Here is a 25,663-nt window from a genome sequence, read left to right as displayed (position 1 = left end):
GGCGGTACTGATACGCCCTCGTCGGAGCCGTTTAGTCGGGCATCGCCTCAGCGGGAATAATTGCGCCACGATGCTGAATCACGGTGCTGGCGGTGAGATGGCCCCGCTGCGCAGCGGCTTCGGCTGAAGCGCCGGTCAGGCGGCGGGCCAGATAACCGGCACTGAACGAGTCGCCGGCGGCCGTGGTATCAATCACCTTCTCCTTCGCCAGACGCACCGCCGGGACATCCGTCAGGGGGGCATCACCCACGGCGACCAGGCACGATTCTGCGCCGCGTTTAATCACAATTTCACTGGCTCCCGCCTGGCGAGTGCGGGCAATCACCGCCTCCAGCGGCTGTTCGCCCCACAGCAGATGCTCATCATCCAGCGTCAGAAAAGCGATATCGGTGCGGTTAAGCATGGCGCGGTAAGCCGCCTGCGCACTGGCCTGATCCGCCCATAAGCGCGGACGATAGTTATTATCAAAAATCACCTTACCGCCATTGGCCCGACAGCGGTCCAGCAACTGCATCAGCTTATCGCGGCTGGCCGGGGCCAGAATCGCCAGGCTGATGCCGCTCAGGTAGAGATAGTCGTAGTGCGCCAGCTGCTGACAGATCGCCTCTGACTGAGGGCTGTCGAGCCAGTAACGGGCTGCGGCATCGCTGCGCCAGTACCAGAAGGTGCGCTCGCCTTCAGCATCGGTTTCAATCACATACAGGCCGGGCATCTTGTTGTCGAGGCGCTGGATCAGATCGGTATTGACCTTCTCCTGCTGCCAGGCGGCGATCATCTGATCGCTGAAGGAGTCGACGCCGAGTGCAGTAACGTAATCGACCCGAAGCTGATCCTGATTCACCTGGCGAGCGAGGTAGACCGCAGTATTCAGCGTATCGCCGCCAAAGCCGCGTTTAATGTTCTCACCCTTTTCGGACAGCTCAATCATGCATTCACCAATAATGGCAATTTTTTTCTGCGTCATGGTTTTAGACCTGTAGTGAAATATCGCCTTAGTCTCGCGTCTGGTATGGCAGACGTCAATGTTTTTAAAACGGTGTTTTAATTTAACTTAAGGTGACGAATAGCAGCGATCGCGCTGATAAAGAGGGCTATTTTCGGCTTGTTTTGGCGATAGTGTCCCGCTAAAGGTTGTTAAACTCCCCGCTTTGATGTGGCCGGACATTTCATCAAGCGATCACAGGCATGGTCGATAATCGCCGCTGAGTCGCCAATTTTGAGCGCTCATTACCAACCAGGAAAACATCATGGTGATGGAGAGTATTAGTCAATGGCTACCTTCTTCAACTGACCTCAACTCCCAACCGGAAACGCCGCATTTCTGGCACCAATGCCAACGATTTTATCGCTTCCAGCCGATTTATCAGGTGACGGGGCGGTTGCTGGCAATCGAGTTGCTGACGGCCATTAGCCATCCGTCTGCACCGGAAGAAACCCTGTCGCCGGAAGCCTATTTTGCCGGGCTTGAGATTGCGCAGCGGCTGCATGTGGTACAGGAACAACTCGAACTGTTAACGCAGTGGGCTCCTTTCTTTGAGCAGAATGCGGTGGTCGCCTCGGTCAACATTGATGGGCCGTCGCTGTTATCTATTCAGCATCATCCGGCCATCCGCAGCCTGATTGTTCGCCTGCCCTGGGTTCGCTTTGAACTGACAGAACACCATGTCCTGCCACAGGAAGAGATGATCGCTCAGATGCCGGAGCTCGGGCCGCTGTGGCTGGATGACTTTGGCTCCGGCATGGCCAATTTTTCGGCGCTGACCGAACTGAGATATGACTACATCAAACTGTCGCGCGAGCTGTTTATCCTGCTGCGCAATTCCGATGAAGGACGCAGCCTGTTTTCGATGCTGCTGGCGCTAATCAACCGCTACTGTAACGGGGTGATCGTCGAAGGAGTAGAAACCGACGATGAGTGGCAGCAGGTCAGAAGTTCGCCCGCTATTGCCGCGCAGGGCTATTTCTTTTCGCGTCCGCTCCCATTTTCTGAGTTGAATCATCTCACTATCCAGCTTCCCTGATCCCGTTGCCCACGGTCTCGACTATCTTTAACGGAGACCGTGAAAGTGCAAGGAGAAAGCGCATTGTCGCGTACCGGGAAAATAGTCAGTTGGGTTGCAGGAATTCTGTTGTTGTTAATCGTGATCATCATCGTGGTGATCGCCACCTTTGACTGGAACCGACTGAAACCCACCATCAATAAGAAAGTCACGACCGAACTCAATCGTCCGTTTGCGATACGCGGCGATCTGGGCGTCGACTGGGCGCGCAATCCGCAAGAGCAAGGCTGGCGGCGCTGGGTGCCATGGCCGCAGGTGCATGCGGAAGATATCATGCTGGGCAATCCGCCCGATATTCCTGACCTGACCATGGTGCATCTGCAGCGGATCGATGCCACGCTGGCTCCGCTGGCGTTACTGCATAAAGAGCTGTTCATCCCGTGGATTAAATTGCAGCGGCCCGATGCGCGGCTGGTTCAGACCGCGGATAAGAAAAATAACTGGACCTTCAATCTCGCCAACAGCGACAGCAACGATCAGCAGGCGGCACCTTCAGCCTGGTCGTTCCGCCTCGATAACATCCTGTTCGATCAGGGCCAGATTCGCTATCGCGACGCGATTAACCACGCCGATGTAACGGTACAGGTTAATCCTTTGGGTAAACCTGTACCGTATGGTCAGATCGCTGGTGGTGACGATAAGCAGCAGGGCGCAGGCGACTTTGTCTTCGGCTGGCAGGCGCGCGGAACCTATAACGACGAGAAACTGAACGGTGAAGGCAAGATTGGCGGAATGCTGTCGCTGCGCAGCCAGACGACGCCGTTCCCGGTGCAGGCCGATATCCGCAACGGCACCACGCGCGTGCAGGTGACCGGCGGGGTGAAAGACCCAATGAATCTCGGCGGGCTGGATGTGCGTCTGCGCTTCTCTGGCGACACGCTGGCGAATCTGTATGGGCTGACCGGCGTGCTGTTGCCTGACACGCCGCCGTACGAAACCGATGGCCACCTGATCGCGAAATTCAGCAACGATAAGGGCGCGATCTACCACTATCAGAAATTTAACGGCCATATTGGCGACAGCGATATTCATGGTTCGCTGACCTACAGCCAGGGCAAACCGCGCCCCCGGCTGAGCGGTGAGCTGACCTCAGACCAACTGCGGATGGCCGATCTGGGGCCGCTGATTGGGGTCGATTCCGGTAAAGGCAGCGACAAAACCGCACAGGCAAAATCGCGGCGGGGTGAGAAATCGAGCCAGCCAGCCGATCGGGTATTGCCACACGATCGGTTCGACACTAAAAACTGGGACGTGATGGATGCCGACGTTAAGTTCAGCGGGAAACGCATTGAACACAGCAATTCGCTGCCGCTGAGCGATCTTTATACCCATCTGCAGCTGAAGGATGGCGATCTGCTGCTTGATCCCCTGCGTTTTGGTATGGCGGGCGGCACCCTCAACAGCACTATCCGGCTGGAAGGCGATCGCACGCCGATGCGCGGCCGGGCTGACATTCATGCGCGTAAACTGCGCCTGCGTCAGCTGTTCCCGAATGTTCAGGCGATGCAAAACAGTCTCGGCCAGCTAAACGGCGATGCCAGCTTCACCGGCACCGGTAACTCGGTAGCCGATCTGCTGGCGACCAGTAACGGTCAGCTGAAGCTGCTGATGAACGACGGCGTGATCAGCCGTAGCCTGATGGAGATTGCCGGACTGAACGTCGGCAACTACGTGGTGGGCAAGCTATTTGGCGACGATCAGGTACGGATTAACTGCGCCGCTACCGATATCAAACTGCAAAACGGTCTGGCGACGCCAAACCTGTTTGTGTTTGATACCGAAAATGCGGTGATTAACGTCACCGGTAACGCCAATTTTGCCACTGAGCGGATGGATCTTTCGGTCAATCCGGAGAGTAAAGGGGTGCGTATCATCACGCTGCGTTCACCGCTCTATGTGCGCGGCACCTTTAAAAATCCGGATGCCGGCGTGAAAGCCGGTCCGCTGCTGGCCCGTGGCGCAGCAGCGGTGGCGCTGGGTACCGTTGTCGGCCCGGCTGCGGCATTGCTGGCACTGATTTCGCCGAGTGATAACGACGATAACCAGTGCAGCACCGTATTGCAGCAGATGAAGCAGCAGAAGTAATCAGCTGCGATAGAGCACTTTGATAATGTGATAACCAAAGCCGGTTTTTACCGGCCCGTAAGGCGTTAACAGCGGGCAGGTAAAGACCGCTTTATCAAAGGCTGGCACCATCTGCCCCTGACGAAATTCCCCCAAATCACCGCCATTGCGGCCGGAAGGACAGGTTGAGTGCTTCTTTGCCAGCTGCTGAAAATTGCCACCCTTAGCCAGTTTCGCCAGAATCTCTTTTGCCAGCGCTTCCTCTTTCACCAGGATGTGTAAAGCCGCCGCGGTTTTCGCCATGTTGCTATCTCGGTTGTGTATAATTGCCGCCCAGTATAAACCCCTTTCTTTTGATTCAACTGAGCGATTTTTCCTATGCGTTTAAACCCCAGCCAACAACGCGCCGTCGAATTTGTTACCGGTCCCTGTCTGGTGCTGGCGGGCGCGGGATCGGGCAAAACCCGCGTAATCACCAATAAAATCGCCCATCTGATTCGCGAGTGCGGCTACCAGGCACGGCATATCGCGGCGGTCACCTTCACCAATAAAGCGTCGCGAGAGATGAAAGAGCGCGTAGCGCAGACGCTGGGTCGCAAAGAGGCGCGCGGCCTGATGATCTCGACCTTCCATACGCTGGGGCTGGAGATTATCAAGCGTGAAACCGCGGCGCTGGGCATGAAGTCCAACTTTTCGCTGTTTGACGACCAGGATCAGCTTGGCCTGCTGAAAGAGCTGACCAAAGAGTGGCTGGAAGAGGATAAGACCCTGCTGCAACAGCTGATCTCTACCGTTTCAAACTGGAAAAACGATCTGGTCGATCCTCCCCGGGCGGCCGCACTGGCACAATCGGAGCGCGATAAAATCTTCGCGCACTGCTATGCGCTTTATGACCAGCATCTTAAAGCCTGTAACGTGCTGGATTTTGACGATCTGATCCTGCTGCCGACGCTGCTGTTGCAGCGTAATCAGGAGGTGCGTGAACGCTGGCAACAGCGCATCCGCTATCTGCTGGTGGATGAATATCAGGATACCAACACCAGCCAGTATGAGCTGGTTAAGCTGCTGGTTGGCGCGCGGGCGCGCTTTACCGTGGTGGGCGATGACGATCAGTCGATCTACTCGTGGCGCGGGGCGCGACCCCAAAATCTGGTGCTGCTGAAAGAGGATTTCCCCGCGCTGGAAGTGGTGAAACTGGAGCAGAATTACCGCTCCTCCCAGCGCATCCTGAAAGCCGCGAATATCCTGATCGCCAATAATCCGCACGTGTTCGAGAAGCGCTTATTCTCAGAACTGGGCCAGGGCAGCGAGTTGAAAGTGGTGACTGCCAACAGTGAAGAGCACGAAGCGGAGCGGGTCACGGGTGAACTGATCGCCCATCACTTTATCAACAAGACGCAGTACAAAGACTACGCGATTCTCTACCGCGGCAACCATCAGTCACGGGTGTTTGAAAAGTTTCTGATGCAGAACCGTATTCCCTATCGCATTTCTGGCGGCACCTCGTTCTTTTCCCGCCCGGAAATCAAGGATCTGCTGGCTTATTTGCGCGTTCTGACCAATCCCGACGATGACAGCGCCTTTTTGCGCATCGTGAATACGCCGCGCCGCGAGATTGGCCCGGCGACGCTGCAAAAACTGGGCGAATGGGCCAACCTGCGCAATAAGAGTCTGTTTAATGCCAGCTTTGATGTCGGGCTGGGACAGACGCTGGGCGGGCGCGGGCTGGAACATCTGCAACGCTTCACCCACTGGCTGCATGAGATTATCCAGCTGACCGAACGCGAGCCGGTCAATGCCGTGCGCGACCTGATTCGCGGCATCGATTACGAAAGCTGGCTGTTTGAAACCTCGGGCAGTCCGAAAGCGGCAGAAATGCGGATGAAGAACGTCAATACGCTGTTTCAGTGGATGACGGAGATGCTGGAAGGCAGCGATCTGGATGAGCCGATGACTCTGGCGCAGGTGGTAACGCGCTTTACCCTGCGCGACATGATGGAGCGTGGGGAAAGCGACGAAGAGCTTGATCAGGTGCAGCTGATGACGCTACACGCCTCTAAAGGACTGGAGTTTCCTTATGTGTTTCTGGTGGGAATGGAGGAGGGACTGTTGCCGCATCAGAGCAGCATTGATGAGAACAACATCGAAGAGGAGCGTCGTCTCGCCTACGTCGGCATAACGCGGGCACAGAAGGAGCTGACCTTTACCTTATGTCGCGAACGTCGGCAATATGGCGAGTTAGTGCGGCCGGAACCGAGTCGTTTTCTGCTGGAGCTGCCGCAGGACGATCTGCAGTGGGAAACGGAGCGCAAAGTGGTCAGTGCTGAAGAGCGGATGAAAACCGGGCAGAGCCGCGTGGCGGGCCTGCGAGCGATGCTGGATAAGGCGAAGAAAGCCTAAACTCGAGGGTACAGCGCTGAGACGACGGCGGTTCGCCTCACGCTGACTTCACGCCCGTCGATTATGACAGGGTCAATAACCAGTGCACATAGGACTGATAATGGCTCTCCTGCTCCAGCAGCTCGGTGCGCAGCGGATGCGCCTCCAGCCAGCCGGCCGGCAAGGTCAGATGCAGCGCATCATCGTCGGCCTGCAGCCGGACTGCGGGCAGGGTATCGTCGCGACGGCGACTGGAGAAGATGATTGCCAGACGCAGCAGACGACACATCCGTTCCGCCAGCCGCGGCGGTAAGGCATTTTGCTGCGTCAGCAGCGCCAGGTCGATGCTGCCGCTCTGGTTTTGCAGCAGACAGGCCAGCAACTTTTTCTGCGCCGGAGTAAAGCCGGGCAGATCGAGGTGACGAACCAGGTAAGCCGCGTGCTGCGGCGCATGACGGAAGTCGACGCTCAGGCCAATTTCATGAATAGCGCAGGCGCTGAGCAGCAGCTCACGACAGCGCTGATCCAGTTTCCACAGCGTACAGACCTGACGGAAAAAACTTTCTGCCAACTGACGGACCCGATCGGCTTGCTCAACATCAATGCTAAAACGACGCTGCACGTTCTGTAGCGTGCGGGTGCGGATATCGCGATCGATTGGCAGATGCAGCATGCCGTAAACCAGTCCTTCACGCAGCGCGCCGCCCGCCAGCGTCATGCTATCAATACTCAGTTCCTGGAAGATGGCGATCAGAATCGACAGGCCGCTGGGAAACACCAGCGCCCGTTCCAGCGTCAGCCCTTCAATTTCCAGCTCTTCCAGCTTGCCGCACTGAATGGCACGTTGCTTCAGCTGCTGCAGTTTATTCAGGGTGATGCGCTCATCCATGCCCTGCGCCACCATGATCTCCTGCAGCGCCTGTACCGTGCCCGAGGCGCCGACGCAGGCTTGCCAGCCCTGTTGACGCAGTTGCGCGGCAATCGGGTGAATCATTTCACGTGCCGCCTGTTCAGCCTGGTCAAAGTTTTCCTTCGCCAGATGCCGATCGCTGAAAAAGCGTTCCAGCCAGGTGACGCAGCCCATCGACAGGCTGAACAACACCGTGGCGTGCGAGCCATCACCGGTCGCCAGTTCAGTGCTGCCGCCGCCGATATCGACCACCAGACGCTGATCGGAACCGCCGGTGGTGTGCGCCACGCCCTGATAAATCAGGCGCGCCTCTTCTTCACCGCTGATCACGTTGATGGTACAGCCGAGAATCTGTTGCGCCGTATCGAGAAATTCCTGCGCATTCGCTGCCAGACGCAGCGTGGCGGTCGCCACCACGCGGATCTGATCGAGAGGGATGTCCTGCAGTTGTTCAGAGAACAGTTTGAGGCATTGCCAGCCGCGCGACATCGCCTCAGCTGACAAATGGTTGCTTTTATCCAGACCGGCCGCAAGGCGTACCTTGCGCTTAATTTTCGCGATGGTCTGAATACTGCCAGACACCTCGCGCACCACCAACATATGAAAGCTGTTAGAACCTAAATCAATCGCAGCATAAAGTGACGATGCGCTTAGCATGGTGAGCTTAACCCGAACGTTTACGGTTGTTGTTGCGTGGTGCACCGCGACGATTGGCGTTATTTCCTCCGCGACGCGGACCGTTACCGGTGCGGCTACGCGCCAGGCGTTTAGGCGGCGGCAGATCGGTCAGTAATGCATCACTGTTGTACTTGCTGACCGGAATGCTGTGACCAATGTACTCTTCAATCGCAGGCAGGTTCAGTGCGTACTCTTCACAGGCCAGGCTGATAGAATGTCCGCTGGCACCTGCGCGACCCGTACGACCGATACGGTGAACGTAATCTTCGCAATCGTCCGGCAGATCGTAGTTAAACACGTGGGTAACGGCAGGAATATGCAGACCACGGGCGGCAACGTCAGTCGCAACCAGAATATCCACATCCCCTTTGGTGAAGTCGTCAAGAATGCGCAGGCGCTTCTTCTGAGCGACATCGCCGGTCAGCAGGCCGACACGGTGACCATCCGCAGCCAGATGGCCCCAGATATCTTCGCAACGGTGCTTGGTGTTGGCGAACACAATGGCACGATCCGGCCATTCTTCTTCCAGCAGGGTTTGCAGCAGGCGCATTTTCTCTTCGTTAGACGGATAGAAAAGCTCTTCCTGAATGCGGTGGCCGGTTTTCTGTTCCGGTTCCACTTCGACATATTCAGCACTGTTCATGTGCTCAAACGCCAGTTCACGCACCCGATAAGAGAGGGTGGCGGAGAACAGCATGCTGAGTCGCTGGGTTGCCGCAGGCATCCGGCGGAACAACCAGCGAATGTCTTTAATAAAGCCGAGATCGAACATGCGGTCGGCTTCGTCCAGCACCATCACCTGAATGGCACCGAGGTTAACGTGGTTTTGCTTCGCGTAATCAATCAGACGGCCGGTCGTCCCGACCAGAATGTCGACGCCTTGCTCCAGCACTTTCAGCTGTTTATCGTAGCCATCACCGCCGTAAGCGAGACCCAGCTTCAGGCCCGTTGAGGCGGTAAGCGGTTCTGCATCGGCATGAATTTGCACCGCAAGTTCACGCGTTGGCGCGAGAATTAATGCCCGCGGCTGGTTAACCTGACGACCTTCAGCCGCAGGATGAGAGAGAAGATGATGAAACGTTGACGTCAGAAACGCCATCGTTTTGCCGGTACCGGTTTGCGCCTGGCCTGCAACATCACGCCCGGAAAGCGTAAAGGGCAGAGCTAACGCCTGAATCGGCGTGCAGTATTGAAAGCCTTTACTATCAAGGGCTTCAACCACTTTTGGGTGCAGGGCGAAGTCGGAAAACTTCTGTTCAGTTAAGTGTGTTTTGCTCATAGTGTGGTAGAATATCAGCTTACTATCGCTTTACGAAAGCGTATCCGATGAAATAAAGTCAACCTACATTGGTTTATATTACGCCAATTCGCCAGGCATAATCTTGTGGAGTAAAACATGAGCAGCGATAAAATCGTTCATCTGACTGATGACAGTTTCGACACCGACGTGCTGAAGGCCGACGGCGTTACACTGGTAGATTTCTGGGCTGAATGGTGTGGTCCTTGCAAAATGATCGCCCCAATCCTTGATGAAGTTGCAGAAGAGTATGATGGCAAACTGACCATCGCTAAGCTGAATATTGATGATAACCCAGGCACGGCACCGAAATACGGCATTCGTGGTATCCCGACGCTGCTGCTGTTTAAAAATGGTGAAGTCGCCGCGACCAAAGTGGGCGCGCTGTCTAAAGGCCAGCTGAAAGAGTTCCTGAACGCCAACCTGGCGTAATTCAGGGCTGAACGTTCGGCAGTGGTGAATTTATCTCCTGCTGCTGGACGTTCGCTTTTAGGCGTGCTAAGTTACCAATACTGCATTACGAACTTACCTTGTAGTTAGCATCTAAAGTTTTCCCTTGTTAAACCCTGTCGCACTGTACCTTATAAAGATAGAACGGTTTAGCAATCTGACGGTTAGCTCCAACTCTGGCATCGCAATCGACCGTCTCCTCGCTTCCAGGTCGCCAACCCAGACGATGATCGTCGAGAAGAGTCGAAAAGAGCCATTAACGGCATGGATTAATTGCCATACCATTCACGACAAACATTTCGAGTATTACCCCGAGTTTAAGAACCCATCACTATGAATCTTACCGAATTAAAGAATACGCCGGTTGCTGAGCTGATTACTCTCGGCGAAAATATGGGGCTGGAAAATCAGGCTCGCATGCGCAAGCAGGACATCATCTTCTCCATCCTGAAGCAGCACGCGAAAAGCGGCGAAGACATCTTCGGTGATGGCGTGCTGGAGATACTGCAGGATGGATTTGGATTCCTCCGTTCCGGAGACAGCTCCTACCTCGCCGGTCCTGATGATATCTACGTTTCCCCTAGCCAAATCCGCCGCTTCAACCTCCGCACAGGTGACACCATCTCTGGCAAAATTCGTCCCCCGAAAGAGGGTGAACGTTATTTTGCGCTGCTGAAAGTTAATGAAGTTAACTACGACAAGCCGGAAAACGCGCGTAATAAGATTCTGTTCGAAAACCTCACGCCGCTGCACGCGAATAAACGTCTGCGTATGGAGCGGGGTAATGGCTCAACGGAAGATTTGACGGCGCGCGTACTGGATCTGGCTTCACCGATCGGTCGTGGTCAGCGTGGTCTGATCGTAGCACCGCCGAAAGCCGGTAAAACCATGCTGCTGCAGAACATTGCGCAGAGCCTGGCGTATAACTACCCGGATTGCACCCTGATGGTGCTGCTGATCGACGAACGTCCGGAAGAAGTCACCGAGATGCAACGTCTGGTCAAAGGTGAAGTTATCGCTTCTACCTTCGATGAGCCCGCTTCGCGCCACGTTCAGGTCGCTGAAATGGTGATCGAAAAGGCCAAGCGTCTGGTTGAACACAAAAAAGACGTGATCATCCTGCTCGACTCCATCACCCGTCTGGCGCGTGCTTACAACACCGTGGTTCCGGCATCAGGTAAAGTCCTGACCGGTGGTGTTGATGCCAACGCCCTGCACCGTCCGAAGCGTTTCTTCGGTGCGGCACGTAACGTGGAAGAGGGCGGCAGCCTGACCATCATCGCGACCGCGCTGGTAGACACCGGTTCGAAGATGGATGAGGTGATTTACGAAGAGTTTAAAGGTACCGGTAACATGGAACTGCATCTCTCACGTAAAATCGCAGAAAAACGCGTCTTCCCGGCGATTGATTACAATCGTTCTGGTACCCGTAAAGAAGAGCTGCTCACTTCTCAGGAAGAGCTGCAGAAGATGTGGATCCTGCGTAAGATTATTCACCCAATGGGCGAGATCGACGCGATGGAGTTCCTCATCAACAAGTTGGCGATGACCAAAACCAACGACGAATTCTTCGATATGATGAAGCGTTCCTAATCCGATACTGTAAAGCCGAACCACAGATTCGGCTTTTTTAGCTTAAATGCGCAGAAAATCGACCTTACGCCACGTCTCAACGTGGCGTTTTTCATTTGTGAGCTATAGGATTGAACACTGACAGGAGCATTTATAATGACTGTGGTAGTGGTGACGAATTAATGACCGTTCGTGCATCTCTTTATGCAGAATTCGGAATCCGACGCAGCGATAAACGCACTTTTTCGCGTATTGTTGCCCGGGATGTTAGCTGAGAGCGTTTAACGTGAATTTACTCACTATGAGTACTGAGCTTGGTTTAATTTTTCTCTTTTCCCTGGCTTTCCTCTTTTTTGCTCGAAAAGCAGCTAAAAAAATTGGTTTAGTTGATAAGCCTAACTCACGTAAACGCCATCATGGCGCGATTCCGTTGGTGGGCGGCATTTCTGTGTTCGCAGGTATCTGCTTCACCTTCGCAATAACCAATTATTATCTGCCGCATGCGCTGCTCTATCTGGGGTGTGCCGGGGTACTGGTGCTGGTTGGCGCGCTGGACGATCGTTTCGATATCAGCGTGAAAATCCGTGCCGTGGTACAGGCGCTCGTCGCCGTTGTGATGATGGTCGGTGCCAAACTTTATCTGCTCAGCCTCGGCTTTATTGTCGGTCCGTTTGAACTGATCGTCGGGCCGTTTGGCTACGTGCTGACGCTGTTTGCCGTCTGGGCGGCGATTAACGCCTTTAATATGGTCGACGGGATTGACGGCCTGCTGGGCGGACTCTCCTCAGTGACCTTCGCGGCGATGGGCATCATCCTCTACTTTGATGGCCAGACCAGCCTCGCCATGTGGTGCTTTGCGATGATCGCCGCCACGCTGCCCTACATTCTGCTTAACCTCGGCTTCCTCGGACGTCGCTTCAAAGTCTTTATGGGCGATGCGGGCAGCACGATGATCGGCTTCACCATCATCTGGATTCTGCTGGAAACCACGCAGGGCCTGAGCCATCCGATTACGCCGGTGACCGCGCTGTGGCTGATTGCCATTCCATTAATGGACATGGTGGCGATTATGTATCGCCGTCTGCGCAAAGGCATGAGCCCGTTCTCTGCCGACCGCCAGCATATCCATCATCTGATCATGCGCGCCGGTTTTAGCTCGCGTCAGGCCTTTGTCCTGATTACCGTTGCTGCCGCGATCCTCGCCGGTATCGGCGTTTTAGGCGAATACCTGGCGTTCATCCCCGAATGGGTGATGCTGCTGCTGTTCCTGGTGGCCTTTATGGTTTACGGCTACTGCCTGAAGCATGCGTGGCGCGTGGCGCGACGTGTCCGGCGGATCAAACGCCGTCTGAGCCATTACCGCGACGCCAAAAAAAACTTACCCCGCTAAGCGCTGATAAAGGATAACGCTGCCATGCCTGCTGACATTGTGGACAACGAACTGGATATTCGCGGCTTATGTTGCCGTTTATGGCGTGGCAAGCGCTGGATTGTCGGGCTGGCGTTGCTGTTTGCGCTGGTCGCCTGGCTGGCGACGCTGCTGATGAAACAGGTCTGGAGCACCACGGCGGTCACCGATCGCCCGACGGTGAACATGCTCGGATCTTACTATGCGCAGCAGCAGTTCCTCGCCAATCTGGATGTGCGCAACAATGCCCTGACCCTGGCCGCTCCGTCACCCACGGTGATGGATGAGGTCTATCAGGAATTCACCATGCAGCTTGCCTCATGGGATACACGCCGCGAGTTCTGGCAACAAACTGATTATTACAAAAGCCGAAAAACCGGTAATGCGCACAACGACGCTGCGCTGCTTGACGATATGATCAGCAATATTCTGTTTACGCCTGCTGATGCGGCGCACAACCTGCCGGATAACGTGCGGCTTAAAGCGGAAACCGCCGGCGATGCGAATAATCTGCTGCGTCAGTACATTGCCTATGCCAGCGAGCGTGCAGCCCGTCATCTGAACGAAGAATTCAAAGGGGCCTGGCAGGCGCGCACGGCACAGCTTCAGGCGCAGGTTAAGCGGCAGGAAGATGTGGCCAACGCGGTGTTTCAGCGTCAGCAACACCGGCTGGAGCAGGCACTGAAGATTGCCAGCCAGCAGGGTATTAATGAAAAGCAGGCGCGCGAAGCTGGTGAAAACCTGGCGGACAGCGACCTGTTTCTGCTGGGCAAGCCAGTTTTACAAGGGCAGCTCGAGACCCTGCGCGCTACCGGCCCGAACTTCGATATAAGCTATGATCAGAACAGAGCCATGCTGACCACGCTGGTCGCCGGCCCGACGCTGAACAGTAAATTCCAGACTTACCGCTACCTGCGTACCCCCGAAGAACCGGTGTCGCGTGATAGTCCACGCCGCCTGTTCATGATGATTATGTGGGGTGCCGTAGGGGCATTGGTTGGGGCTGGTGTGGCGCTGGCACGTCGTCCGCGTCTGATGTCAGACCAGCGTCATTGAGAGAAACAGTGTGAAAGTTCTGACAGTATTTGGTACCCGTCCCGAAGCGATTAAGATGGCGCCCCTGGTGCAGGCCCTGGCGCAGGATCCGGCGTTTGAATCGCGTCTGTGCGTCACGGCACAGCATCGTGAAATGCTCGATCAGGTGCTGCGCCTGTTTCAGCTGCAGCCGGACTATGACCTTAATATTATGCGTCCTGAGCAGGGGCTGACCGAGATCACCTGCCGCATTTTAGAGGGCATGAAAACCGTGTTGCTCGACTTCAGACCAGACATCGTGCTGGTTCATGGCGACACCACCACCACCTTAGCGGCCAGCCTGGCGGCGTTTTATCAGCAAATCCCGGTCGGCCATGTTGAAGCCGGACTGCGCACCGGTGATCTCGCGTCACCGTGGCCGGAAGAGGGGAACCGCAAACTCACCGGTCATCTCGCCCGTCTCCATTTCACCCCCACCTCGCGCTCGCGCCAGAACCTGTTGCAGGAAAATCTGCCGGATGCGCGCATCGTGGTGACCGGCAATACGGTGATTGATGCGCTGCTGTGGGTGCGCGATCGGGTGCTGGATGACTGCAATCTGAATGCCCAGCTGGCGGCGCGCTATCCGTTTCTCGACGCCAGCAAGAAACTGGTGCTGGTGACCGGCCATCGGCGTGAAAGCTTCGGTGACGGTTTCGAGCGGATCTGTAGCGCGCTGGCGCAGATTGCGCGTCAGCATCCGGAGGCGCAAATCGTCTATCCGGTGCACCTTAATCCCAACGTCAGCGAGCCGGTTAACCGCATACTCAGCGGCGTTGAAAATATCATTCTGATCGAGCCCCAGGAGTATCTGCCTTTTGTCTGGCTGATGAACCGTGCCTGGCTGATTCTCACCGATTCGGGTGGCATTCAGGAGGAAGCGCCGTCGCTGGGCAAACCGGTGCTGGTAATGCGCGATACCACAGAACGGCCCGAAGCGGTCGATGCGGGTACGGTTAAACTGGTAGGGACGGATATCGACAGAATCGTCGCGGAGGTCAGCACCTTGCTGACGGATGACAATGCCTGGCAGGCGATGAGCCATGCCCATAACCCGTATGGCGATGGCAAAGCCTGTGGCCGTATTTTGCAAGCCTTAAAAGATAACCGAGCCGACTTATGAGTTTTGAAACCATTTCCGTGATTGGACTGGGATACATTGGGCTGCCAACGGCAGCCGTTTTTGCCTCAAAGGGAAAAAAAGTAGTGGGTGTGGATATCAACGCCCGGGCGGTTGAAACCATCAATCGCGGTGCGATTCATATCGTGGAACCCGATTTAGACCAGGTGGTGCATGCCGCCGTCACGCGCGGCGATCTGCGGGCGACAACCCAGCCGGAAGCCGCCGATGCGTTTCTTATCGCCGTGCCGACGCCTTTTCAGGCAGAGCATCAGCCCGATCTGCGCTTCGTGCAGGCTGCAGCGGAGTCGATCGCACCGGTGCTGAAGCCGGGCGATTTAGTGATTCTTGAATCAACCTCGCCGGTTGGCACCACCGAGCAGATGGCTGACTGGCTGGCCGCAGCGCGTCCCGATTTGCGTTTCCCGCAGCACGGTGAAACGCCCGATATTTATATCGCCTACTGTCCGGAGCGGGTGCTGCCAGGCAAGGTGATGGTGGAACTGATTAATAACGATCGGGTAATTGGCGGCATGACGCCAGCCTGCTCGGCCCGCGCCAGTGAACTCTATCGGCTGTTTTTAAAAGGTGAATGCGTGGAAACCAACGCCCGCACCGCTGAGATGTGTAAGCTGACCGAAAACAGCTTCCGTGACGTTAATATCGCCTTTGCGAATGAGCTGTCGCTGATTTGCGCCGATCAGGGGATTAACGTCTGGGAACTGATTGCGCTGGCGAATCGCCATCCGCGCGTCAACATCCTGCAGCCCGGACCGGGCGTCGGCGGTCACTGCATCGCTGTCGATCCGTGGTTCATCGTGGCGCAGAATCCTGAGCTGGCGCGCCTGATCCGCACGGCGCGTGAGGTTAATGACGCTAAGCCGCAATGGGTACTGGATCAGGTCAAAACGGCAGTAGCGGACAGCCTGACGCAGACCGGTAAGCGTGCTACTGAGTTGACCATTGCCTGCTTTGGACTGGCCTTCAAGCCGGACATTGATGATCTGCGCGAAAGCCCGGCGATGGGTGTCGCCCGACTGATTGCTGACTGGCACAGCGGCAGCACCTGGGTGGTTGAACCGCACATCGACCAGATTCCTGCGGCCCTCAGGGATAAAGCCACGCTGGTCTCCAGTGAGCAGGCGCTGGCGCAGGCCGATATCCTGGTGATGCTGGTGGATCATCGCGCCTTCCGCGCAGTGGATGCCGCCGGGGTGCGCCAGCAGTGGGTGGTCGATACCAAAGGCGTCTGGCGATGAAACGTTTTCTGATCACTGGCGGTGCTGGCTTTATCGGATCGGCGCTGGTTCGTTTTCTGATTGCCGAAACGGACCACCAGGTGGTGGTGGTCGACAAACTCAGCTATGCCGGCAATCTTGCTTCGCTGAGCAGCGTCGCCGATTCGCCACGCTTTATCTTTGAGCAGGCTGATATTTGCGACCGGCCGGCGCTCGATCAGATTTTCGCCCGTCATCAACCCGACTGCGTGATGCATCTTGCTGCGGAAAGTCATGTAGATCGCTCTATTGACGGACCGATGGCCTTTATCGAAACCAACATTGTCGGGACTTACCAGCTGCTGGAAGCGGCGCGTTTTTACTGGCAGGCGCTGGATGTCGCGCGCAAAGCCGCCTTTATCTTTCACCACATCTCCACCGATGAGGTGTTCGGCGATCTGCATAGCAGTCAGGAATACTTTACCGAAACTACCCCTTACGCGCCGAGCAGCCCTTACTCTGCCAGTAAAGCCAGCAGCGACCATTTAGTCCGGGCCTGGCTGCGAACCTACGGTTTACCTACGCTGGTCACCAACTGTTCAAACAATTACGGTCCGTGCCACTTCCCGGAAAAACTGATCCCACTGACCATCATCAACGCCCTGGCGGGCAAAGCGTTGCCGGTGTACGGCAACGGACAACAGATCCGTGACTGGCTCTATGTCGAAGATCATGCCCGCGCGCTGTACCAGGTTGTCAGTCATGGCAAGCCTGGCGAGACGTACAATATTGGCGGCCATAATGAGCGGCGCAATATTGAGGTGGTGGAAACCGTATGCAGCCTGCTGGAAGAGCTGGCTGCAGATCAAAAACCGCAGGGGCTGGCCCATTATCGTGACCTGATCACCTACGTAACCGACCGTCCCGGCCATGACCAGCGGTACGCCATTGATGCCAGCAAAATCGCGCGAGAACTGGGCTGGCTGCCGCAGGAAACGTTTGAAAGCGGCATGCGTAAAACGGTTGCCTGGTATCTGGCGAATCCCGACTGGTGGCAGGCCATTCTCGACGGGCGCTACCGTGGTGAGCGCCTCGGCTTATCGCAATAATCAGCGAAAGGAGCAGCGATGAAAGGCATCATTTTAGCCGGAGGATCGGGAACACGGTTACATCCCATCACCCGTGCAGTTTCTAAACAACTGCTGCCGGTCTATGACAAACCAATGATCTACTACCCGCTGTCAGTTCTGATGCTGGCGGGTATCCGCGATATTCTGCTGATTACCACGCCGGAAGATCGGGCGCAATTTGAGCGTCTGCTGGGCGACGGAGCGGAATTTGGTCTGCGGCTCAGTTATGCGGTTCAGCCCCGTCCGGACGGTCTGGCGCAGGCGTTTATCATCGGTGAATCTTTTATTGGCGACGATAATTGCTGCCTGGTTCTGGGCGACAATCTCTACTTCGGCCAGGGATTCAGTCCGAAGCTACGAAAAGTGGTAGAGCAGAACCGTGGCGCGACCGTGTTCGGTTATCAGGTGATGGATCCCGAACGCTTCGGTGTGGTGGAGTTTGATGATGACTTTAAAGCGATTTCTATTGAAGAGAAGCCAAAGCAGCCGAAGTCTCGCTGGGCGGTAACCGGCCTCTATTTCTATGATAATCAGGTGGTCGACTTCGCCAGACAGGTTAAGCCTTCGCCACGCGGTGAACTGGAAATCACCGCCATTAATCAGATGTATCTTGAGCGCGGTGAGCTGACTGTCGAACTGCTGGGACGCGGATTCGCATGGCTGGATACCGGTACCCATGACAGCCTGGTGGAAGCGAGCATGTTTGTGCAGACGGTTGAAAAACGTCAGGGCTTCAAGATTGCCTGTCTGGAAGAGATCGCCTGGCGTAACAGCTGGCTGAGTGATGACCAGCTACGTGCGGCAGGCGAAGCGCTGACCAAAACCGGCTACGGCCAATATCTGCTGGATCTGTTACATGCCCGTCCACGTCAATATTAATCCCCTTCGCTGGGAGAGTCAGTTCTTCGGTGTTGAGACCGTGCGGCTGGATCTTAACGGTGACACCGCCCTGGATGCAGCGCTGCAACATCCCTGCGCGCTGCTGCAGGTCAAAGTGCCCGCCAGCCAGACCGCGCTGATTGATACGCTGCAGCAGCACCGGTTCCAGCTGGTGGAAGGCGAAGCGGATCTGACGCTGCCGATTAACCAGACCGAACGACAGGTCGGCATTCGCATTGCACGCGAGGCGCAAATTCCGGCCCTGCGCGAGGCGGCCTCACAGCTGTTCAGTCAGAGTCGCTTTCGTGCGCCGTGGTATGCGCCCGATGCCAGCGGGCGTTTCTACGCCCAGTGGATTGAAAACGCGGTGCGTGGCACCTTTGATCATCAATGCCTAGTGGCTGCGGATGCGGCAGGCCAGCTACAGGGCTTCGTCTCGTTGCGTGAAGTGGACGGCGACGCTCGTATTGGTTTGCTGGCGGTGCTGCCTGACGCGCAGGGCCAGGGACTGGGCCAACGGCTGATGCTGGCGGCAGCGGACTGGGCGCGGGTGCGGCGACTGGCGCAGCTTCGGGTCGCCACTCAGCTCAGCAATCTCACGGCGATGCGCCTCTATTTACGCAGCGGTGCCCGCATCGACAGCACCGCCTACTGGTTCTACAGGAAAGGTCATGATTCCATTTAATGCACCCCCGGTTGTGGGCACCGAAATTGAGTACATGCAGTCGGCGATGAACAGCGGCAAGCTGTGCGGAGACGGCGGTTTTACCCGTCGCTGCCAGCAGTGGATGGAGCAGCGCTTTGGCAGTAAAAAAGTGCTGCTGACCCCCTCCTGCACCGCGTCGCTGGAGATGGCCGCGCTGTTGATCGATCTGCAGCCGGGCGATGAAGTGATCATGCCGAGCTACACCTTCGTCTCTACCGCCAACGCCTTTGTGCTGCGCGGCGCCCGCATCGTGTTTGTCGATGTGCGTCCCGACACCATGAATATCGACGAGACGCTGATTGAAGCCGCCATCACCGAAAGAACCCGCGCTATCGTGCCGGTGCACTACGCCGGCGTCGCCTGTGAAATGGACACCATAATGGCGCTGGCGGCGAAGCATAAGCTGTTTGTCATTGAAGATGCGGCGCAGGGCGTGATGTCACGCTACAAAGGCCGTGCGCTGGGCACTATAGGTCACATCGGTTGTTTCAGCTTCCATGAAACCAAGAACTACACCGCTGGTGGTGAAGGCGGGGCGACGTTAATTAACGATGCCAGCCTGGTTGAACGCGCCGAAATCATTCGCGAAAAAGGCACTAACCGCAGCCAGTTTTTCCGCGGTCAGGTGGATAAATATACCTGGCGCGATATGGGATCAAGCTACCTGATGGCCGATTTGCAGGCAGCCTATCTCTGGGCGCAGCTGGAAGCGGCTGAACGCATCAACCAGCAGCGGTTGCGCATCTGGCAGCGTTATCATGATGCGTTACAGCCGCTGGCGGAGCAGGGGCGAATCGCGCTGCCGGCGATCCCCGCTAACTGTGAGCACAACGCGCATATGTTTTACATCAAACTGCGCGATCAGGACGACCGTCAGGCGTTGATTAACTGGATGAAAGAAGCCGAGATACTGACGGTATTCCACTACATTCCGCTACACAGTTCGCCGGCTGGCCAGCGTTTCTCGCAGTTTTTCGGCGACGACCGCTTCACCACCGTTGAGAGTGAACGCCTGCTGCGCCTGCCATTGTTCTATAACCTGTCGGATAACAACCAGAGCACGGTTATCAGCTCGCTGCTGAGCTTCTTTTCCTGATGTCACTGGCCAGAGCTTCAGTATGGACCGCATCGTCCACGCTGGTAAAAATCGTTGCCGGACTGCTGGTGGTCAAACTGCTGGCGGTCAGCTTCGGGCCGGAGGGCGTCGGTCAGGCGGGTAACTTTCGTCAGCTGATTACCGTGCTGGGCGTGCTGGCGGGGGCCGGAATTTTCAACGGCGTGACCAGCTATGTGGCGCAGTATCAGCAGCAGCCCGAACGGTTACGGGCGCTGGTCGGTACCGCCTCAACCCTGGTGCTGGGCTTTTCCGGCGTGCTGGCGCTGCTGTTCCTGCTGGCGGCAGGCCCGATCAGCAGCGCGCTGTTTGGTCACGATCGCTATCAGAACGTGATCCGCGTGGTGGCGTTTCTTCAGCTCGGTATCGCCTGGGCGAACTTTAGTCTGGCGCTGCTGAAAGGGTATCGTGATGCGCGCGGCAATGCGCTGGCGCTGATTCTCGGCAGCCTGATTGGCGTCGCCGGTTATCTGTTGTGCTGGTGGTTTGGTGGTTATCAGGGCGCACTGATCGGTCTGGCGCTGGTGCCGGCACTGTTGCTGGTGCCGGCAGTGGTGTTGCTGAAACGCCGCGTACCCTTGCCGCTCAGCTGGCTGCGTCCGCAATGGCAGCCCGAGCTGGCGCGTAATCTGGCTAAATATACCCTGATGGCGTTGATTACCACCGTGACGCTGCCGGTAGCTTGGGTAATGATGCGTAACCTGCTGGCGCAGCAGCAGGGCTGGGCGCAGGTCGGACTGTGGCAGGGCGTGACCAGCATCTCCGATGCCTATCTGCAATTTATCACCGCCACCTTCAGCGTCTGGCTGCTGCCGACGCTGGCGCGACTGGATAACAAACGCGATATTGCCCAGGAAATTGGCCGGGCTCTGCGCTTTGTGCTGCCAGCGGTAGCGGTGGCCAGTTTCGCGGTCTGGATGCTGCGGGATGTTGCCATCAGCCTGCTGTTTTCCGACGCGTTCCGTGGCATGCGCGATCTGTTTGTCTGGCAACTGTGCGGTGATGTTTTTAAAGTGGGAGCCTATGTTTTCGGATATCTGGTGATCGCCAAGGCCTCGCTGCGCTTTTATGTTCTGACTGAGATCAGCCAGTTTGTATTGCTGACGCTGTTCTCACGCTGGCTAATCCCGTTACAGGGCGCGACGGGTGCGGCGCAGGCCTACATGTTTACCTATATGGCTTACTTTGCCCTGTGTTGTGGCGCTTTTATGGTTTATTGCCGGAAAAAATGACTTTAATTCACGTTTTGGGATCGGATATTCCCCACCACAACCTCACGGTGCTGCGTTTCTTCAACGACATACTGAGCGTTGAACAGCCCACGGCCACGCCACGCCATTTTATGGTGGTGACGCAACAGCCTGAGAGCTTTTCGCCGTTCAGCGCCTTACAGATTGAGTGCTTTGCCAGTAAAAAAGCGCTGGCGCAGGCGGTATTGCAGCGCGCCAGGCAGCGTCAGCAACGCTTTTTCTGCCACGGCCAGTTCAATCCCTGGCTCTGGCTGGCGTTACTCAGCGGCAAGCTGCATCGTTCCCAGCTGTTCTGGCACGTGTGGGGCGCTGACCTGTATGAAGATTCTCGCAGCCTGAAGTTTCGCCTGTTCTATTTTCTACGCCGGATGGCGCAGGGGCGGGTAGCGCACGTTTTTGCCACCCGCGGCGATCTGCATCATTACCAGCAACGCCATCGCCGGGTACCCGGTTCGTTACTCTATTTCCCGACCCGCATGCCGGACACCGCGGTCCACTCTGCGCCCGATTCGAGGTTTACCCTGCTGCTGGGAAATTCAGGCGATCCGAGTAACCGGCATATCGACGGACTCAAGGCGATCCGCGCGCAGTTTGGCGACCAGGTGCGTATCGAGGTGCCGCTGGGATATCCGCCGAATAATCAGGCCTATATCAGTCAGGTGCGGGCCGCGGCTGAGGCGCTGTATCCGCAGGGGCAGGTGAACCTGATTAGTGAACAAATGGCGTTTGATGACTATTTAGCGCTGCTGGCGCGCTGCCACGTCGGCTATTTTATGTTTGAACGTCAGCAAGGGATCGGGACCTTGTGTCTGTTAATCCAGGCCAACGTACCTTTTGTCCTGAGCCGTAAAAACCCGTTCTGGCGTGATGTGGCGGAGCAGCAGTTACCGGTGCTGTTTAGCGAAGATGCGCTCTCGCCTGCAGTGATTACCGAGGCGCGTCGTCAGCTGGCGGGTTGCGACAAACAGGAGATCGCCTTTTTCGCGCCCGGCTATCTGGCCGGATGGCATTCAGCATTACGCCTCAGCGAAGGGGAGTTGCCATGAGCCTTGTGCAGTTTAGCGGTCTGCTGGCGGTCTACCTGCTGTCGCTGGGTTTTATTCTGACCCTGACCTGGCGGGAGTTTAAGCGCGTGCGTTTTAACTTCCATCTGTTCTTCACACTGCTGTTCTTACTGACTTTTTACTTCGGCTTTCCGCTGACCAGCGTGCTGGTGTTCCGTTTTAACGTTGAAGTGGTGCCGGTAGCGTCTCTGCTGCAGGCGCTGCTGTCGGCCACCGGATTTTATGCCATCTATTACGTCAGCTATAAGGTCCGACTGCGGCCCGCGAACGCCTCGCTGGCCAAACCCTGGCTGCAGATGAACCGGGTCGAAACCCACCTGACCTGCGTGATCCTGGCGCTGGTGGCGCTGGGCACCGTGACGGTGTTTTTCATCCACAACGGTTTTCTGCTGTTCCGTCTGACCGCCTATAACCAGATTTTCTCCAGTGAAGTCTCTGGCGTGGCGCTTAAGCGCTTCTTCTATTTCTTTATTCCGGCGATGTTGATCCCCTATTTTTTGCGCCCGACACGACGCAACTGGCTGCTGTTTCTGGTAGTAACCGTCGCTTTTGGTCTGCTGACCTACGCGCTGGTCGGCGGTACCCGTGCCAATATCATTATCGCGTTTGCCCTGTTTCTGTTTATCGGCATTACCCGCGGCTGGATTACGCTGTGGATGCTGGCAACTGCGGGCGTCATGGCGATTGCCGGCATGTTCTGGCTGGCGCTGCGCCGTTATAACCTCGACGTGATGGGCGATGAAGCCTTTTATACCTTTCTCTACCTGACGCGTGATACCTTCTCGCCGTGGGAGAACCTGGCGTTACTGCTGGATAACTATGCCCGCATTGAATTTCAGGGACTGGCGCCGCTCTGGCGTGACTTTTATGTGTTTATTCCCAGCTGGTTGTGGCCGGATCGTCCGCTGGCGGTGCTGAACAGCGCTAACTACTTCACCTGGGAAGTGCTGAATAACCATTCGGGACTGGCGATCTCGCCAACGCTGATCGGTTCGCTGGTGGTGATGGGCGGCGTCTGGGCAATCCCGATCGGTGCGGTGGCGGTGGGGATGATTATCAAAGTCTTCGATGCACTCTATGCGCGAGGCTGCCAGGAAACCAATCGCTACAGCGGGGCTATTCTGCAAAGTTTCTGTTTTGGCGCGGTGTTCAACATGATCGTGCTGGCGCGTGAAGGTCTGGATGCGTTTGGCTCACGCGTGGTGTTTTTCGCTATTATTTTTGCCGCCTGTCTGGGCGTGGCTAAATTACTATTTTGGTTATTGGATCGCGCCGGTTTAATTCGCGACCGCAGCGAGCGGGTGCTGCATAGCCCCTCCTGATTAACCTCTGGGATTGACGGAAGATATGACAAAGTTACCTGACTCGCCGCAGTACCGGATTCGCGGCGTCGCGCTGTATGGCTTCGACAGCATGCCGTCGGCGGTGGATTTTTTAATGCCGCCGCAGGGCGTGCGGAGCGGCATCTTAGTCGCCATCAATGCAGAAAAGATTCTGACTGCCGAACGGGATGAGGGATTACGTAACCTGTTAACGCAGGCCGAGTTCGCCTATCCGGACGGCATCAGTATCGTCCGTTCAATCCGTAAAAAATACCCGCAGGCGTCGGTACAGCGCATTGCTGGCGCAGACTTATGGGAAGCCCTGATGGAGCGGGCCGGACGTGAGGGCACCCCGGTGTTCCTGATCGGTGGGCGTCAGGCGGTGCTGGATGAAACCTGCGACAAGCTGCGTCGTCAGTGGAATGTAAACATTGTCGGGGCGCAGGATGGTTATTTTGCGCCAGCCGATCAAGATGCGCTGTTTGCCCGCGTGGCCGCCAGCGGTGCGAAGCTGGTGACGGTTGCACTGGGTTCACCTCGCCAGGAGCTGTTAATGCTGGCGTGCCGCGCCCACTGGCCTGATGCGCTCTATATGGGTGTCGGTGGCACCTATGATGTTTTCACCGGTCATGTGAAGCGCGCACCTAAAATCTGGCAGCGACTCGGACTGGAATGGCTTTATCGGTTGATCAGGCAGCCAGGCCGCTGGCGCAGGCAATTAAAACTGCTGAAATATTTGCGCTACCACTGGCGTGGCGATCTCTGATATTGCTGATTAATGCCGCATTTTTACCCGGAAGGTGGGGAGAAGTGCACTATTTGTCGACGAAATGCACAAAGCGTAATCAAACGCGTTTTTTTATTGAAAAAGCACTAGACACGATGGGCGCTTATCTCTAGTATGCACATCCGCAACGGCGCTACGCGCCCGTAGCTCAGCTGGATAGAGCGCTGCCCTCCGGAGGCAGAGGTCTCAGGTTCGAATCCTGTCGGGCGCGCCATATCGTTTGTGCGCATGAGCTTCGGTGGTTTGATTTACCGCGTTAGTTGGCAGTAAAGATTTAGATGCTGCAGGTTTTAAACTTGTAACATTCGGTACAGTGGTGGCTATAGCTCAGTTGGTAGAGCCCTGGATTGTGATTCCAGTTGTCGTGGGTTCGAGTCCCATTAGCCACCCCAGATTTTGCTGGGATACGCGAAGGTGGCGGAATTGGTAGACGCGCTAGCTTCAGGTGTTAGTGTCTTAACGGACGTGAGGGTTCAAGTCCCTCTCTTCGCACCAGGCAAAACAGTTAAAAAAATCGGCGAGTAGCGCAGCTTGGTAGCGCAACTGGTTTGGGACCAGTGGGTCGGAGGTTCGAATCCTCTCTCGCCGACCATTTTAGAAACCTGTCTGAAAAGACAGGTTTTTTTTCGTCTGTAGCAAAAGAGGATGAGAACCTCCGCAGGAGGTTTGAGCCGAGCGCAGCGAGACAACGTTGCTTCAGCAACGGCTCGCAGAGCCAGGTAATCCTCTCTCGCCGACCATTTTAGAAACCTGTCTGAAAAGACAGGTTTTTTTTCGTCTGTCGGTTAGCGAAAGACCGGCCGCGTCGCTATTCTGCGACAGTTAACCTGTTGATTTTATAAGGATGTCCGACAGTTTCTCGTGGCTGTCTCCAGAGAGAGACAGCGAAGCGGACCGGTGTCGCTGAATACCGACACTCGCGGCAGGCTGTTTACGTCACCTTATTCCGTATTTTTATTAAATAGCTGATTTAAAAAGGCTTTGAAAATAAAATCTAAGCTGGCATGAATTATGCAATAATAAACCTGTAGATGCTCATTCCACCTCTTATGTTTGCTGATGCAACATAAACCTGGGAATGATGCAGAGCCAATTTTTAGGTACCTGTTGTCTGCCTGCCTGTATCGCGAAAGTCTTACAGGGTTAACAGACACCACGTTGAGTCAGGTACCTCCCGGTTGT

At 56.1% G+C, this 25,663-nt stretch carries 21 protein-coding genes, 4 tRNA genes and 1 other RNA gene; 22 read left to right on the top strand and 4 right to left on the bottom strand.

Annotated elements, in window-relative coordinates; genetic code table 11:
• Positions 1 to 31 precede the first annotated feature (31 nt).
• The gene (locus ACLIBF_RS20125; protein ID WP_031375067.1) at positions 32 to 964 is read right to left on the bottom strand and encodes a 2-dehydro-3-deoxygluconokinase; all 933 of its coding nucleotides are present in this window, start codon (positions 962 to 964) and stop codon (positions 32 to 34) included.
• Between the two features lie 283 nt (positions 965 to 1,247).
• Here ACLIBF_RS20125 and pdeH point away from each other — a divergent pair, with 283 nt between their 5' ends.
• Both pdeH and ACLIBF_RS20115 read left to right on the top strand, forming a co-directional pair.
• The gene (gene pdeH / locus ACLIBF_RS20120; protein WP_279810500.1) at positions 1,248 to 2,021 is read left to right on the top strand and encodes a cyclic-guanylate-specific phosphodiesterase; all 774 of its coding nucleotides are present in this window, start codon (positions 1,248 to 1,250) and stop codon (positions 2,019 to 2,021) included.
• A 63-nt stretch (positions 2,022 to 2,084) separates the two neighbouring features.
• A complete protein-coding gene (locus tag ACLIBF_RS20115; protein ID WP_279810501.1) occupies positions 2,085 to 4,145 on the top strand; it encodes an AsmA family protein in 2,061 nt (686 codons plus the stop codon).
• On the opposite strand, the gene ppiC is transcribed toward ACLIBF_RS20115, so the two are convergent.
• A complete protein-coding gene (gene ppiC / locus ACLIBF_RS20110; RefSeq protein WP_031375064.1) occupies positions 4,146 to 4,427 on the bottom strand; it encodes a peptidylprolyl isomerase PpiC in 282 nt (93 codons plus the stop codon).
• Between the two features lie 75 nt (positions 4,428 to 4,502).
• Between ppiC and rep the strand changes: the two genes are divergently transcribed.
• On the top strand, positions 4,503 to 6,524 hold the full coding sequence (gene rep / locus ACLIBF_RS20105) for a DNA helicase Rep (RefSeq protein WP_031375063.1): 2,022 nt from the start codon (positions 4,503 to 4,505) through the stop codon (positions 6,522 to 6,524).
• A 61-nt stretch (positions 6,525 to 6,585) separates the two neighbouring features.
• Here rep and gppA read toward each other — a convergent pair whose 3' ends face one another.
• Together gppA and rhlB are read right to left on the bottom strand one after the other, a co-directional pair.
• The gene (gene gppA / locus ACLIBF_RS20100; protein WP_031375062.1) at positions 6,586 to 8,070 is read right to left on the bottom strand and encodes a guanosine-5'-triphosphate,3'-diphosphate diphosphatase; all 1,485 of its coding nucleotides are present in this window, start codon (positions 8,068 to 8,070) and stop codon (positions 6,586 to 6,588) included.
• 7 nt (positions 8,071 to 8,077) lie between these two features.
• Positions 8,078 to 9,370, bottom strand: a complete 1,293-nt coding sequence (rhlB, locus tag ACLIBF_RS20095; RefSeq protein WP_031375061.1) for an ATP-dependent RNA helicase RhlB — start codon at positions 9,368 to 9,370, stop codon at positions 8,078 to 8,080.
• Between the two features lie 117 nt (positions 9,371 to 9,487).
• Between rhlB and trxA the strand changes: the two genes are divergently transcribed.
• From trxA to ACLIBF_RS20000, 19 genes are all read left to right on the top strand, one after another.
• On the top strand, positions 9,488 to 9,820 hold the full coding sequence (trxA, locus tag ACLIBF_RS20090) for a thioredoxin TrxA (RefSeq protein ID WP_003851963.1): 333 nt from the start codon (positions 9,488 to 9,490) through the stop codon (positions 9,818 to 9,820).
• Positions 9,821 to 10,171: 351 nt separating this feature from the next.
• On the top strand, positions 10,172 to 11,431 hold the full coding sequence (rho, locus tag ACLIBF_RS20085) for a transcription termination factor Rho (RefSeq protein WP_031375060.1): 1,260 nt from the start codon (positions 10,172 to 10,174) through the stop codon (positions 11,429 to 11,431).
• A gap of 280 nt (positions 11,432 to 11,711) precedes the next feature.
• Positions 11,712 to 12,800, top strand: coding sequence for a UDP-N-acetylglucosamine--undecaprenyl-phosphate N-acetylglucosaminephosphotransferase (wecA, locus tag ACLIBF_RS20080; RefSeq protein WP_031375059.1), 1,089 nt, complete (start codon positions 11,712 to 11,714; stop codon positions 12,798 to 12,800).
• A 24-nt stretch (positions 12,801 to 12,824) separates the two neighbouring features.
• Positions 12,825 to 13,874 carry an ECA polysaccharide chain length modulation protein gene (wzzE, locus tag ACLIBF_RS20075; protein WP_031375058.1) on the top strand — a complete coding sequence of 350 codons (1,050 nt, stop codon included), beginning with the start codon at positions 12,825 to 12,827 and terminating at the stop codon, positions 13,872 to 13,874.
• 10 nt (positions 13,875 to 13,884) lie between these two features.
• Positions 13,885 to 15,015 carry a non-hydrolyzing UDP-N-acetylglucosamine 2-epimerase gene (gene wecB, locus ACLIBF_RS20070; protein WP_031375057.1) on the top strand — a complete coding sequence of 377 codons (1,131 nt, stop codon included), beginning with the start codon at positions 13,885 to 13,887 and terminating at the stop codon, positions 15,013 to 15,015.
• A complete protein-coding gene (wecC, locus tag ACLIBF_RS20065) occupies positions 15,012 to 16,271 on the top strand; it encodes a UDP-N-acetyl-D-mannosamine dehydrogenase (protein ID WP_089561597.1) in 1,260 nt (419 codons plus the stop codon). Before wecB ends, wecC begins: the two co-directional genes overlap by 4 nt.
• Entirely contained in the window at positions 16,268 to 17,338 is a 1,071-nt protein-coding gene (gene rffG / locus ACLIBF_RS20060; RefSeq protein ID WP_089561596.1) for a dTDP-glucose 4,6-dehydratase, read from the top strand. The genes wecC and rffG overlap by 4 nt, the downstream gene beginning before the upstream one ends.
• An 18-nt stretch (positions 17,339 to 17,356) precedes the next feature.
• Positions 17,357 to 18,238 (top strand): glucose-1-phosphate thymidylyltransferase RfbA, encoded by an 882-nt coding sequence (rfbA, locus tag ACLIBF_RS20055; protein WP_031375054.1) that lies wholly within the window; start codon positions 17,357 to 17,359, stop codon positions 18,236 to 18,238.
• Entirely contained in the window at positions 18,216 to 18,923 is a 708-nt protein-coding gene (rffC, locus tag ACLIBF_RS20050; RefSeq protein WP_069728609.1) for a dTDP-4-amino-4,6-dideoxy-D-galactose acyltransferase, read from the top strand. Before rfbA ends, rffC begins: the two co-directional genes overlap by 23 nt.
• Positions 18,910 to 20,040, top strand: a complete 1,131-nt coding sequence (gene rffA / locus ACLIBF_RS20045) for a dTDP-4-amino-4,6-dideoxygalactose transaminase (protein WP_031375052.1) — start codon at positions 18,910 to 18,912, stop codon at positions 20,038 to 20,040. The genes rffC and rffA overlap by 14 nt, the downstream gene beginning before the upstream one ends.
• Positions 20,040 to 21,290, top strand: coding sequence for a lipid III flippase WzxE (gene wzxE / locus ACLIBF_RS20040; protein ID WP_279810502.1), 1,251 nt, complete (start codon positions 20,040 to 20,042; stop codon positions 21,288 to 21,290). The genes rffA and wzxE overlap by 1 nt, the downstream gene beginning before the upstream one ends.
• Entirely contained in the window at positions 21,287 to 22,354 is a 1,068-nt protein-coding gene (locus ACLIBF_RS20035) for a TDP-N-acetylfucosamine:lipid II N-acetylfucosaminyltransferase (RefSeq protein WP_279810503.1), read from the top strand. The genes wzxE and ACLIBF_RS20035 overlap by 4 nt, the downstream gene beginning before the upstream one ends.
• Positions 22,351 to 23,694, top strand: coding sequence for an ECA oligosaccharide polymerase (wzyE, locus tag ACLIBF_RS20030; protein WP_279810504.1), 1,344 nt, complete (start codon positions 22,351 to 22,353; stop codon positions 23,692 to 23,694). The genes ACLIBF_RS20035 and wzyE overlap by 4 nt, the downstream gene beginning before the upstream one ends.
• Before the next feature lie 25 nt (positions 23,695 to 23,719).
• Positions 23,720 to 24,460 (top strand): lipopolysaccharide N-acetylmannosaminouronosyltransferase, encoded by a 741-nt coding sequence (wecG, locus tag ACLIBF_RS20025; RefSeq protein WP_031375048.1) that lies wholly within the window; start codon positions 23,720 to 23,722, stop codon positions 24,458 to 24,460.
• A 158-nt stretch (positions 24,461 to 24,618) separates the two neighbouring features.
• Positions 24,619 to 24,695, top strand: a tRNA-Arg gene (locus ACLIBF_RS20020).
• Between the two features lie 102 nt (positions 24,696 to 24,797).
• Positions 24,798 to 24,873 (top strand) — tRNA-His (locus ACLIBF_RS20015).
• A 16-nt stretch (positions 24,874 to 24,889) separates the two neighbouring features.
• Positions 24,890 to 24,976 (top strand) — tRNA-Leu (locus ACLIBF_RS20010).
• A gap of 20 nt (positions 24,977 to 24,996) precedes the next feature.
• Positions 24,997 to 25,073, top strand: a tRNA-Pro gene (locus ACLIBF_RS20005).
• 32 nt (positions 25,074 to 25,105) lie between these two features.
• A non-coding RNA gene (locus tag ACLIBF_RS20000) (RtT sRNA) lies at positions 25,106 to 25,221 on the top strand.
• Positions 25,222 to 25,663 lie beyond the last annotated feature (442 nt).

It is taken from the genome of Pantoea sp. PGP6 (assembly GCF_053474785.1).
The sequence above is the reverse complement of the archived record's forward strand: the minus strand, read 5'-3'. Positions and strand labels throughout refer to the sequence as shown.

Coding starts and splice junctions, on each gene's coding strand:
- ACLIBF_RS20125 (WP_031375067.1), bottom strand. CDS start 964: ATGACGCAGAAAAAAATTGCCATTATTGGTGAATGCATGATTGAGCTG.
- pdeH (WP_279810500.1), top strand. CDS start 1,248: ATGGTGATGGAGAGTATTAGTCAATGGCTACCTTCTTCAACTGACCTC.
- ppiC (WP_031375064.1), bottom strand. CDS start 4,427: ATGGCGAAAACCGCGGCGGCTTTACACATCCTGGTGAAAGAGGAAGCG.
- rep (WP_031375063.1), top strand. CDS start 4,503: ATGCGTTTAAACCCCAGCCAACAACGCGCCGTCGAATTTGTTACCGGT.
- gppA (WP_031375062.1), bottom strand. CDS start 8,070: ATGCTAAGCGCATCGTCACTTTATGCTGCGATTGATTTAGGTTCTAAC.
- rhlB (WP_031375061.1), bottom strand. CDS start 9,370: ATGAGCAAAACACACTTAACTGAACAGAAGTTTTCCGACTTCGCCCTG.
- trxA (WP_003851963.1), top strand. CDS start 9,488: ATGAGCAGCGATAAAATCGTTCATCTGACTGATGACAGTTTCGACACC.
- rho (WP_031375060.1), top strand. CDS start 10,172: ATGAATCTTACCGAATTAAAGAATACGCCGGTTGCTGAGCTGATTACT.
- wecA (WP_031375059.1), top strand. CDS start 11,712: ATGAGTACTGAGCTTGGTTTAATTTTTCTCTTTTCCCTGGCTTTCCTC.
- wzzE (WP_031375058.1), top strand. CDS start 12,825: ATGCCTGCTGACATTGTGGACAACGAACTGGATATTCGCGGCTTATGT.
- wecC (WP_089561597.1), top strand. CDS start 15,012: ATGAGTTTTGAAACCATTTCCGTGATTGGACTGGGATACATTGGGCTG.
- rffG (WP_089561596.1), top strand. CDS start 16,268: ATGAAACGTTTTCTGATCACTGGCGGTGCTGGCTTTATCGGATCGGCG.
- rfbA (WP_031375054.1), top strand. CDS start 17,357: ATGAAAGGCATCATTTTAGCCGGAGGATCGGGAACACGGTTACATCCC.
- rffC (WP_069728609.1), top strand. CDS start 18,216: ATGCCCGTCCACGTCAATATTAATCCCCTTCGCTGGGAGAGTCAGTTC.
- rffA (WP_031375052.1), top strand. CDS start 18,910: ATGATTCCATTTAATGCACCCCCGGTTGTGGGCACCGAAATTGAGTAC.
- wzxE (WP_279810502.1), top strand. CDS start 20,040: ATGTCACTGGCCAGAGCTTCAGTATGGACCGCATCGTCCACGCTGGTA.
- ACLIBF_RS20035 (WP_279810503.1), top strand. CDS start 21,287: ATGACTTTAATTCACGTTTTGGGATCGGATATTCCCCACCACAACCTC.
- wzyE (WP_279810504.1), top strand. CDS start 22,351: ATGAGCCTTGTGCAGTTTAGCGGTCTGCTGGCGGTCTACCTGCTGTCG.
- wecG (WP_031375048.1), top strand. CDS start 23,720: ATGACAAAGTTACCTGACTCGCCGCAGTACCGGATTCGCGGCGTCGCG.